Origin of the sequence: Microbacterium sp. 22296 (genome assembly GCF_052045385.1) — a bacterium.
GTDB lineage: Bacteria > Actinomycetota > Actinomycetes > Actinomycetales > Microbacteriaceae > Microbacterium.
The window spans coordinates 567,071-577,250 of the sequence record NZ_JBQEOS010000002.1 but is presented as its reverse complement, the minus strand read 5'-3'; the positions used below and the strand labels follow the sequence as shown (position 1 = coordinate 577,250).

Sequence of the window (10,180 nt, the reverse complement as noted above, 5' to 3'; positions counted from 1 at the left end):
GCGACGACGCGAACGGGCCGTTTGCGACGTCGGGGGTCGCCGCCGGACACCTCGCGGCGACGCGCCCCTCGACGCCGGCGACGGTCTGCTCCTCGTCGAAGCCGACCGTGCGCTGTGTCACGACGGCTTCTCAGTGCCGGTACGTGCCATGCACGATGGCTCGACCCAGGGTCGTGAAGGCGAGCGCGAACGACGCCGCGGCGGGGGTGGCGTCCGCATCGATGCCGAGGGTGTCCTCGCCGACCGCGTGCACGACGAAGAAGTAGCGGTGGGGCTGGTCGCCCTGCGGCGGGGCGGCGCCGAGGAAACCGGCCCGGCCGCCGTCGTTGCGCACGTGGAAAGCTCCCTCGGGGAGCGGTGCCGCGGCGGCACCGGTGGGCAGCTCCCTCGTGTCGGCGGGAAGGTCGACCAGCACCCAGTGCCAGAAGCCGCTCGGGGTCGGGGCGTCGGGATCGAAGCACGTCACCGTGAACGACTTCGTGCCGTCGGGGACGTTCGACCAGCGCAGGTGCGGCGAGGTGTCGCCCTTGTCGGCCACCTGCGCGTCGTCGAGCGGTTGACCGTCGACGACGTCGTCGCTCGTCACGTCGAAGGCGGCGACGGCGGGAAGCAGCGGGTACGGATCGGGAGTCTGCGGGCGGGTGAGATCGACCATGTATCGCACCCTAGGACGGTCGGGGGAGCGCACGCAGGGCTTGCCCCGTCCGCCTCGGCCGACTATCGCGATCGCTCAGTCGACGAGCGCGAGGAGCGAACGTGCGGCGTCGTGAGATCCCGGGGGTGTCGGGAGCCCGTAATCGTGCTCGACGACCTGGCGGAGCTCGGCCGCCAGATGATCGACAGAGGGATGGACGTCGAGGGCGTCAAGGACGGGCAGGATCAGGTCGTCGTACTCGTCATCGGGCCAGCCGTGACCGATGAGGTGGACGCCGATGGGGTCCCACTCGTTGAGCACCGCGCGGACGCGGAGGGCTACGGGCGTCAGTGACCGCGGCGGTGAGGAGGTCTGCATACGGCGAGTGTCACGACTGACCTTAGGTGCCCGCTGAGGAACACCCATGCGTGGGGTGCGGACCGCTGCGCCGGCCGCCGCACCCGTTGGATGATCGATGCGGCCCGACCCCGCAGCGCGCGGCGGCGCGTCCGGGAAGCAGTCTCGGGCGCGATAGCGTCGAAGGGCGCCCACGGGCGCGACATGTTGGAAGTCCGTCGCCGGGGGGCGCATCACAGGACGGAGTCGCCGTGAGTGACATCGACGAGCCTTCGCGGGGCGACGGTACCGATGCGGAGGGCGCAGAACGGCGCCGTCGTGTCATCGGTCGTCGCGCCCTGGTCTTCGGGGGGATCGCCGTGGGGGGCCTGGCCGCACTGGGCGGGGGGGCGCTGGTGTACCGCGACATGCGCCGGTCCGCCGGCCCGGAGGGCGCGTGGGTGAAGCTCGCCCCGATCGTCCCGGCGCCGGGGGCGCTGCCGCGTGAGACGTCGCCCGCGTTCGAGGAACCGGGAGAGGACACCACCGTCGCCGTGTGGGCGCACGCCGACGACGACATCATCTTCGCCAACCCCCACCTCGCGAGCGTCATCGCCTCTGGGGCGAGCTTGCGCACGATCTTCGTCACGGCCGGCGACGCAGGGCGCGGACTCGCCTACGCGCGGCAGCGGGAGGCCGGCATCCGCGCGGCCTACGACCTCATGCGCGGGAGCACGGCGGCGTGGGACACGCGGGAGATCACCCTTCTGAGCGGAGCCCGAGCGACCCGGTTCGTTCCCGTCGACGACGCGCGTCTGTCCATCACCGTGCTGCGGCTGCCCGACGGCAACCTCAGCGCCAAAGGCTTTCCCAGTACGGGTGACGCGGGCCTGACGCAGCTCATCAACGGCACGGTGCCGGTGCTCCGACCGATCGACGACGGTCCGGCTCTCGACGCGACCCGCCTGGCCGACACCGTCGCCGAACTGATCCACGCCGGACGCCCCGATCACGTCACGACGAACATCCCGCACGAGAGCGTGTTCGCCCGCGGAGACCACCCTGATCATTCCTGCGTGGGTTCACTGGTGCGAGCTGTGGCACCTGCCGCGGAGGTGCCGGCGGATGCCATCACCTACTACATCGGGTATCCGTCGCAGCATCAGCCGGTCAACATCGACGGCGATGCGCTCGCCGCGAAAGTCGACGTGTACCAGACCTATGCCGCGGAGGACTCCGTCGTCACGTGCGAGAGCGCCGCCGCCTGCCTGTCGCAGCCCGGATTCGGGCAGTGGCTGCGTCGTTCGTACGGGAAGGTCGAGAGCGAGCTGCAACTGGGCTGACCGCCGGGGGACGAAGCGACGCCGCCCGCGGAGCGAACGGCGTCGCGATGGTGCGGACCGGGACGGGACGCGATTCGTGGGCTCAGCGCCCCGCCCCGGTGTCAAAGGGAGGTCAGTCGTCGGAGACCGTGACGGTGACCTCGATGTTGCCCCGCGTGGCGTTGGAGTAGGGGCAGACCTGGTGGGCCTCGTCGGCGAGCTGCTGGGCGAGCTCGGCGTCGATACCCGGGAGGACCACCTCGAGCAGCACGGCGAGCTGGTAGCCTCCCTGGCCGTTCGACCCGATCTGCACGCGTCCGCCGACCGAGGAGTCCTCGAGCGTGACCTTGCGTCCGCGGGCCACGGCGTGCAGGGCACCGTGGAAGCAGGCGGCGTAGCCGGCGGCGAAGAGCTGCTCGGGGTTGGTGCCGTGACCCGAGCCGCCCATCTCCTTGGGGGGAGCGACCTCGAGGTCGATGTAGCTGCCGGCGGTGACGTGGCCGGTGCGGCCGTGGCCCGTCGAGACGGCTTCGGCGGTGTAGAGGGCTTCCATGGGGGTGTCCTTTCGAGGGGTGGTGGGGGGAGGGGTGCTCACGCCGAGGGGCGGGGAGCGCCGACGGAGGCGAGCACCGCGTCCGGGTGATCGCGGAGATCTCTCATCGCGTCGGTGAGACGGCGCAACTCCTCGATGAGCGCTCGCGCATCGTCTGCGTCGGTGAAACCGGCGCCGACGGCGATGCATCGTGGGACGTGGGCGAGTTCGTCACGGAGCGCGGCGCCGCGNCGCTCGGTGAGGGTGACGGTGACGACTCGCTCGTCGCGCGAGCCGCGGGTGCGCGCGACGTAGCCGGCGGCCTCCATGCGCGCGAGCATCGGCGACAGGGTTCCCGAGTCCAGCTGCAGGGCCTCGCCGAGGCTCTTCACCGTCTGCTCGCCGTCCGCCCACAAGGTCACGAGGGCGATGTACTGCGGATAGGTGAGATCGAACGGTTCGAGCAGCACGCGGTAAGCCTGGGTCGTGGTGCGGTTTGCGGCGTACAGCGCGAAACACACGAGGTCGTCGACGGCGGGCATGTCCAAAGCATTGCACGCAATCTAGTTGTGCGCAACCTTGTTGCGGACGCGGCCGCCGATCGAAGAATGTCAAGCCCTGCCACGGCGCCGCGCCGCCCGTGAACATGGGTCGCATGATCAGCAGCCGTGACGCGGATGCCGCGCCGCCCCCGGGTCCGCCCGTCGCCGCGGACGCGGACCTGCTCGCCATCAACGGGCGCCAGTTCGCGCTCGGTGACACCGCGCCGGTCCGACACGCCAACGCCTGAAATCCCACGCCGCCCGGTCGCCCCGGCCGTCGGCGCGTGTCAGCCCTGCGCCGCGCGTCCGCCGTCGGATTCGTCGAGGGGATGACGGGTGACCAGCAACTCCGCGACACGTCTGCGCTCCACGGAGCGCACCTGCAGAGTCGCGCCCTCGACCTCGACGGTGTCGCCGGCCCGGGCGAGGCGACCCAGCCGCTCCACGACGAACCCGCCCACCGTGTCGGCCGCGCCGCGCGGCAGGGTCACCCCCGTCGCCTCCTCGAAGTCCTGCAGGTTCAGGCGACCTTCGACGACGCCATGCTCGCCCTCGGCGAGGGGCTGTTCGGCGTCGGTGTCGTACTCGTCGAAGATCTCGCCGACCACCTCTTCGACCAGGTCCTCGAGCGTGACGATGCCGTCGGTGCCGCCGTACTCATCGACCACCACCGCGATGTGGCTCCCGTCGGCCCGCATCGCCGTGAGCGTCGGCAGGACCCGGGCGGTCGAGGGGATGTAGCGGATCTCCCGCATGACGGCGCTGAGCGGACGCTCGGTGTCGTCGGAGAGGTCGCGCACGTGGACGAATCCCACGACATCGTCGATGGACTGCTCCGCGACCGGATACCGCGAATAGGGCAGGTCCCGCACCGTCTCGCGGGCCTCGGCGATGGTGCCCCCCGCATCCAGGGTCACCACCTCGGGCCGCGGGCGCATGACCTCGCTCACGTGCCGGCCGCGCAACGACAGCACGTCGTCGAGGATGCGCCGCTCGTCGGCCGGGAGTCCCTCGTGACTGGACACGATGTCGCGGAGCTCCTCCTCGGTGAGCTCCTCGCCGGTCTTGTTCGGGTCTCCGCCGAGCAGTCGCACGAGGACGTTGGTCGACAGCGACAGCAACCAGATCACCGGCCGCATCAGCGTGGCGAACCCGTTCAGCACCGGGGCGACGGCGTACGCGAAGGCCGCATTGCGCTGGATGGCCAGGCGCTTCGGCACGAGTTCGCCCAGGACGAGCGACAGGTAGGCGATCACGAGGGTGAGGGCGATGGTGGATACCGTCGCCGCCATGACGGGCTCGAGACCGAGGTTCTCGAACAGCGGAGTGACCGAGGGCGCGATGGATGACGCGCCGTACGCGGCCGAGGCGAATCCCGCCACCGTCACACCGATCTGCACCGCCGACAGGAACGTGTTGGGGTTGCGCGCCAGATCGGCGACCTTCTGACCGCGCTTGCCGCGCGCGGCGAGGGCGTTCACCTGACTCTCTCGCAGGGTCACCAGTGCCATCTCGGTCGCGGCGAAGACGCCGCCGATGAGCACGAACACCACGACCAGCACGATGTTGAGGGCGAGGTCGTTCATCGGTGGGTCACCCCCGATCGGGGGAAGACTGCGCCCGGGGTCACCCGGGCGCTCGGACTATGACCGACGGAGTCGCAGGCGTGGCTCATGGCGCGAGTGTAGTGACGCTCGAGACTCCACGCGCCGTCGGACGAAAGGGTTGCGTCCGGCGCGCGCCTCTGGTTCGAGGCGGGTCAGAGGACGGCCCCGTCGGCGGCGGCGACGCGCACCGTCGTCCCGTCGCGCACCTCGACCGTCCAGGCCCAGGTACCATCGTCTTCGTCGAGCTGGACCTCGTCGAGGCGCTCGCCGCCCGGGTTCTGCGCGGTGGCGATCCGCACGGCGTCGGCGAGCGTGGTGACGGCGGCGTCCAGCGCAGCACGCTCGTCGTCGTCGACGCCGTCATCGTCCTGCGAAGACTGCACGCTCGTCCCGTCGGACGACACGCGCACCTCGACCTCGCGGTCGCCCACGGCGACGTGCAACTCCCAGGTGTCGTCGTCGCCGCGTTCGAGTTCGAAGGCGCGGCCGCCGGCGCTCGCTTCGGCGACGGTGATCGCCCTCACGGCGGTCCTGCCGTCGTCGTCGATCGCGGTCGTACCCGACGCCCCGCTTTCGGATACGCCCGATGTTCCGGGTGCGCCGCCCCCCGATGCGGGGGCGCAGGCGCTGAGGGTCACCGCGCCGGCGACGAGGAGCAGGAAGATTCCGGGGATGCGGGTCGGAGCCATGCCGGAAGGCTAACCACGCCGAACGGGAGGCCCTGTGCCGTTGCGTCCGCGCTCGCGGTGTGTGTAGCGCGGGCAATACCAAGACGAGGCGGATGCGTCAAGCAGGGGCGCGTGTTCAGGTGCGGGTCGAACCATCTCACCCATGAGCGAAATCACCGCACACCACGGACTCCTGACCGACATCGACCTCCACGTCGACGACACCGGCGGCACCGGCCGTCCCGTCGTCCTCATCCACGGCTGGCCCCTCTCGGGCGAGTCGTGGGCGCACCAGGTCCCCGCGATCGAGGCGGCCGGGTACCGCGTCGTCACCTACGACCGTCGCGGCTTCGGTCGCAGCGACAAGCCGCGCTCGGGCTACGACTACGACACGTTCTCCGACGACCTGCAGGCCGTGATCGAGACCCTCGACCTGCGCGACGTCACCCTCGTCGGCTTCTCGATGGGTGGCGGCGAGGTCGCCCGCTACCTCACGCGCCACGGCGCCGACCGCGTCCACAGCGTCGTCTTCGCGGCTGCCGTGCCCCCGTACCTGGCCAAGACCGACGACAACCCCGAAGGCCCGCTCGACGACGAGACCGCCGACGGCATGAAGCAGGGGCTGAAGGACGATGAGAAGGCCTTCTACCACCAGTTCACGACCGATTTCTTCTCGGTCGACGGCACCCTCGCCGTCTCGGAGGCCGACCGCGCCGAGGCCGAGCGCCTGGCCAACCAGGCCGACCACCACGCGGCGCTGAAGTCGATGGAGGCATTCGCCACCACCGATTTCCGCGGCGATCTGCCGCACGTGACGGTCCCCACCCTCGTCATTCACGGCGACAGCGACGGCACCGTTCCCTTCGAGGGCTCGGGCAAGCGTACCCACGAGGCGATCGCGGGCAGCGAGTTGCACGTCGTCGCCGGCGCGCCCCACGGCGTGAACGTTAGCCACGCCGACGAGTTCAACCGGGTGGTCATCGACTTCCTCCAGCGCTGATCCGCAGCGCACGCGTCCGCACGCTCGTCCGCGTCCGCGCGAGATGCGTTTGCACGGGACATGCCCCGCCGCCCTCGGGCGGCGGGGCATCGTCATGTCAGGGTCATGCCTGGGTGAAGCTCGGGGTGAACCCTGCCCTCGGGTGCGGCCGGACGCCCCGCTGCGGCGCGCAGGCGTCCTAACCTGCCCGCATGTCCTCCCTCGACGCGGCCGCTGCCCACCGCCGGGGCCGTCGCCATCGTCGCCGGTGGGGGGAGGGCGGCTCGACTGTCGTCCGGTGGAACGTCGAGATGCTCGGGTGGGCGATCTGCGCGGTCGGGATCGGAGTACTCGGGGTGCACCTCGCGACCGCGGTGTTCCCCGTCGAGACGTCCGCCGACGCCGCGCAGGGGATCATCTGGACGTCGATGGCGGTGCCGATCGCCCTCGCCTTCGTCCGATCGCGTCCGCGGGGTCTGCTGCGGATCCGGACGATCGACATCGTCTACGGCGTCGTCTTCGGCATCGTCCTCCGACTCGTCCAGGGCGCTGCGGCCGGTGTCGGCGACGGCGCCGCACCCTGGCCCACGACCTTCACGACCGACGGCGGGCTGCCGCCCGCGTTCATCGTCGACGCGGTCGCGGGTTCGCTGATCACCCCGGCCGTGGAGGAGCTGCTGTTCCGCGGGGTCGTCCTGGTCAGCGCGTTCGCGGTACTCCGGCGCAGCGTCGGTGATGTCGCCGCGGATCGCCGCGGTCGCCCTGTCGACGGCGCTGTTCGTCGTCGCTCATGAACTCACGGCGCCCCGCGATCCGTCGGACCTCGTGTCGCTCACCCTGCTCGGCGTCGTCGCGGGGTCGCTCACGATCGGGACGGGGCGTATCTGGCCGGCGATGGCCGTGCACGTCGTCTTCAACGCGTCCGGCTTCGCACTGCTCGCCGTGGGCACGCTCCTCGCCTGACGGCTGCGGCATTTGGCCGTGGCATCCGGATGCCGTAGTCTTGCTCGTTGGTGCCCGCCTCTCTGCGAGCGGGTTGCCCGAACGTGAGCCCTCCACCGGCCCTGGTTGCCTCGTCCTCGACGGAGCAACGGACCACCGGAGCGGGATTCACGAACTCCTCCGTTCGAATAAGAAAGCAGCACTACTGTGACGCGCACTTTCACCCCCAAGGCCGCTGAGGTCACGCGCGAGTGGGTCGTTATCGACGCCACCGACGTCGTCCTCGGCCGTCTCGCCTCGCACGCGGCGGTCCTCCTCCGCGGCAAGCACAAGGCGACCTTCGCCAACCACATCGACTCCGGCGACTTCGTCATCGTGATCAACGCCGAAAAGGTGGCGCTCACGGGTCAGAAGCTCCAGAAGAAGAAGGCCTACCGCCACTCGGGTTACCCGGGCGGCCTCAAGTCGGTCACGTACGAGGAACTCCTCGACAAGAACCCCGTCCGCGCGGTCGAGAAGGCCATCCGCGGCATGCTGCCCAAGAACAGCCTCGGCGCGGCGCAGCTCAAGAAGCTCAAGGTGTACCGCGGCGCCGAGCACCCCCACGGTGCTCAGCAGCCCACGGCATACACCTTCGACCAGGTCGCCCAGTAAGCGCCGCCGGATAAGGACGAAACAGTGTCGAACATCGACCCCAGCAACTACAGCACCGAGACGCCGGCCGAGCAGTCGACCGTCGCCGCCGAGCGCCCCGTGCTCTCGGTCCCCGGCGCAGCCGTCGGCCGTCGCAAGCAGGCCATCGCCCGCGTGCGCCTCATCCCCGGCTCGGGCACGATCACGGTCAACGGCCGCACGATCGAGGACTACTTCCCGAACAAGCTGCACCAGCAGCTGATCAACGACCCGTTCACCGTGCTCGAGCTCGCGGGCTCGTACGACGTGATTGCGCGCATCTCCGGCGGCGGCCCCTCGGGTCAGGCGGGGGCCCTGCGCCTCGGCATCGCCCGCTCGCTCAACGAGATCGACGCCGAGAACAACCGACCCACCCTGAAGAAGGCCGGCTTCCTCTCGCGCGACGCTCGCGTCAAGGAGCGCAAGAAGGCCGGTCTCAAGAAGGCCCGCAAGGCGCCTCAGTACTCCAAGCGCTGAGTTCGAACCTCCGGATGCCTCTTTTCGGCACGGACGGGGTGCGGGGGCTGGCCAACGGCCTCCTCACCGCCGAACTCGCGTTGCACCTGGCCCAGGCGACTGCTGTCGTCCTGGGCCAGGGCCGTTCCGCGGAGGCGCGCAAGGCGGAGGGCCGTCGGCTCACCGCCGTGGTCGCGCGCGACCCGCGGGTCTCGGGGGAGTTCCTCGCGGCCGCGGTCTCTGCAGGACTCGCCTCGTCGGGCGTCGACGTGCTCGACGCCGGGGTCATCCCCACCCCCGCCACCGCGTTCCTCATCGCCGACCACGACGCCGACTTCGGTGTGATGGTCTCGGCGTCGCACAACCCCGCTCCCGACAACGGGATCAAGATCTTCGCCCGCGGCGGCACCAAGCTCCCCGACGAGGTCGAGCAGCGCATCGAACAGGCGCTCGAGGGTGAGCGACTTCAGCCCACCGGGGCCGGCGTCGGTCGAATCCGTCGGTTCGCCGACGCGGAAGACCGCTACGTCCTGCACCTGCTGGGCTCACTGCCGCACCGGCTCGACGGCATCCACGTCGTGCTCGACTGCGCGCACGGCGCTGCTGCAGGCGTGTCGCCCGAGACCTTCAAGGACGCCGGCGCGACCGTCACCGTCATCGGCGCCGAGCCCGACGGCCTCAACATCAACGACGGGGTGGGCTCGACGCACCTCGACGTGCTCGCCGAGGCCGTCGTCCGCCTCGGAGCGGATGTCGGCATCGCCCACGACGGCGACGCCGATCGGTGCCTCGCGGTCGATGCGCAGGGCAATGTCGTCGACGGCGATCAGATCATGGCGATCCTCGCGGTGGCGATGAAGGAGCGCGGCGCGCTCGTCGACGACACCCTCGTCGCCACGGTCATGAGCAACCTCGGCCTGCACCGCGCGATGGCCGATCACGGCATCCGCGTGCTGCAGACAGGCGTCGGCGACCGCTACGTGCTCGAAGCCATGAACGAGGGGGGCTACTCCCTCGGTGGCGAGCAGTCGGGCCACGTCATCATGAGCGAGTTCGCCACGACCGGGGACGGTCTGTTGACGGGACTGCACATCGTGGCCGAGATGGCCCGGCAGGGCAAGACCCTCGCCGAGCTCGCATCGCTCATGACGGTGTACCCGCAGGTGCTCGTCAACGTGCGCGGCGTCGACCGCGATGGCGTGACCGACGAAGAGGTGCAGGCGGCGGTGGCCGTCTCGGTCGCCGAGCTGGGCGACTCGGGCCGGGTGCTGCTGCGCGCGTCGGGCACCGAGCCGCTCGTGCGCGTGATGGTCGAAGCCGCGTCCGAAGAGGTCGCTCGCGCCCACGCGGATCGGCTGTCCGAGGTCGTGCGGGAGCGCCTGGCCCTCTAGCTCCCGCCGGTTCGACAGGCCCAGGGATCCCGTGCGGGGTGCCTGGGCCTTCGTCGTCGGTGGGCGCGGGCGGGTGTCCGATTCCTTCGACGGGCTCAG

Annotated in this window: 14 protein-coding genes; 8 read left to right on the top strand and 6 right to left on the bottom strand. The window is 70.6% G+C overall.

Features of this window, described 5'->3' with window-relative positions:
- Positions 1-130: 130 nt before the first annotated feature.
- Both ACTJJP_RS06255 and ACTJJP_RS06250 read right to left on the bottom strand, forming a co-directional pair.
- Positions 131-655, bottom strand: a complete 525-nt coding sequence (locus ACTJJP_RS06255; RefSeq protein ID WP_440774150.1) for a YbhB/YbcL family Raf kinase inhibitor-like protein — start codon at positions 653-655, stop codon at positions 131-133.
- Between the two features lie 75 nt (positions 656-730).
- Positions 731-1,012 carry a hypothetical protein gene (locus ACTJJP_RS06250; protein ID WP_440774149.1) on the bottom strand — a complete coding sequence of 94 codons (282 nt, stop codon included), beginning with the start codon at positions 1,010-1,012 and terminating at the stop codon, positions 731-733.
- A 230-nt stretch (positions 1,013-1,242) separates the two neighbouring features.
- On the opposite strand from ACTJJP_RS06250, the gene ACTJJP_RS06245 reads away from it, so the two are divergent.
- Positions 1,243-2,313: a PIG-L family deacetylase gene (locus ACTJJP_RS06245; RefSeq protein ID WP_440774148.1), complete on the top strand. Its 1,071-nt coding sequence runs from the start codon at positions 1,243-1,245 to the stop codon at positions 2,311-2,313.
- Between the two features lie 112 nt (positions 2,314-2,425).
- Here the strand turns inward: ACTJJP_RS06245 and ACTJJP_RS06240 are convergent, their stop codons facing one another.
- Positions 2,426-2,845 (bottom strand): organic hydroperoxide resistance protein, encoded by a 420-nt coding sequence (locus tag ACTJJP_RS06240; protein WP_440774147.1) that lies wholly within the window; start codon positions 2,843-2,845, stop codon positions 2,426-2,428.
- A 38-nt stretch (positions 2,846-2,883) separates the two neighbouring features.
- Entirely contained in the window at positions 2,884-3,366 is a 483-nt protein-coding gene (locus ACTJJP_RS06235; RefSeq protein WP_440774146.1) for a MarR family winged helix-turn-helix transcriptional regulator, read from the bottom strand.
- 113 nt (positions 3,367-3,479) lie between these two features.
- Between ACTJJP_RS06235 and ACTJJP_RS06230 the strand changes: the two genes are divergently transcribed.
- Positions 3,480-3,614 carry a hypothetical protein gene (locus ACTJJP_RS06230; protein WP_440774145.1) on the top strand — a complete coding sequence of 45 codons (135 nt, stop codon included), beginning with the start codon at positions 3,480-3,482 and terminating at the stop codon, positions 3,612-3,614.
- A gap of 39 nt (positions 3,615-3,653) precedes the next feature.
- On the opposite strand, the gene ACTJJP_RS06225 is transcribed toward ACTJJP_RS06230, so the two are convergent.
- Together ACTJJP_RS06225 and ACTJJP_RS06220 are read right to left on the bottom strand one after the other, a co-directional pair.
- Positions 3,654-4,952 carry a hemolysin family protein gene (locus ACTJJP_RS06225; protein WP_440774144.1) on the bottom strand — a complete coding sequence of 433 codons (1,299 nt, stop codon included), beginning with the start codon at positions 4,950-4,952 and terminating at the stop codon, positions 3,654-3,656.
- A 173-nt stretch (positions 4,953-5,125) separates the two neighbouring features.
- Positions 5,126-5,662 carry a PepSY domain-containing protein gene (locus ACTJJP_RS06220; RefSeq protein WP_440774143.1) on the bottom strand — a complete coding sequence of 179 codons (537 nt, stop codon included), beginning with the start codon at positions 5,660-5,662 and terminating at the stop codon, positions 5,126-5,128.
- A 142-nt stretch (positions 5,663-5,804) separates the two neighbouring features.
- On the opposite strand from ACTJJP_RS06220, the gene ACTJJP_RS06215 reads away from it, so the two are divergent.
- From ACTJJP_RS06215 to glmM, 6 genes are all read left to right on the top strand, one after another.
- A complete protein-coding gene (locus ACTJJP_RS06215) occupies positions 5,805-6,641 on the top strand; it encodes an alpha/beta fold hydrolase (protein WP_440774142.1) in 837 nt (278 codons plus the stop codon).
- A 191-nt stretch (positions 6,642-6,832) separates the two neighbouring features.
- Complete coding sequence (locus tag ACTJJP_RS06210; protein ID WP_440774141.1) at positions 6,833-7,414, top strand: hypothetical protein; 582 nt, start codon at positions 6,833-6,835, stop codon at positions 7,412-7,414.
- Positions 7,356-7,583: a CPBP family glutamic-type intramembrane protease gene (locus ACTJJP_RS06205; RefSeq protein ID WP_440774140.1), complete on the top strand. Its 228-nt coding sequence runs from the start codon at positions 7,356-7,358 to the stop codon at positions 7,581-7,583. Before ACTJJP_RS06210 ends, ACTJJP_RS06205 begins: the two co-directional genes overlap by 59 nt.
- A gap of 186 nt (positions 7,584-7,769) precedes the next feature.
- Positions 7,770-8,216 (top strand): 50S ribosomal protein L13, encoded by a 447-nt coding sequence (gene rplM, locus ACTJJP_RS06200; protein ID WP_183418467.1) that lies wholly within the window; start codon positions 7,770-7,772, stop codon positions 8,214-8,216.
- Between the two features lie 24 nt (positions 8,217-8,240).
- Positions 8,241-8,711: a 30S ribosomal protein S9 gene (gene rpsI, locus ACTJJP_RS06195; protein ID WP_285138128.1), complete on the top strand. Its 471-nt coding sequence runs from the start codon at positions 8,241-8,243 to the stop codon at positions 8,709-8,711.
- Positions 8,712-8,725: 14 nt separating this feature from the next.
- Positions 8,726-10,081, top strand: coding sequence for a phosphoglucosamine mutase (glmM, locus tag ACTJJP_RS06190; RefSeq protein WP_440774139.1), 1,356 nt, complete (start codon positions 8,726-8,728; stop codon positions 10,079-10,081).
- Positions 10,082-10,180: the final 99 nt, after the last annotated feature.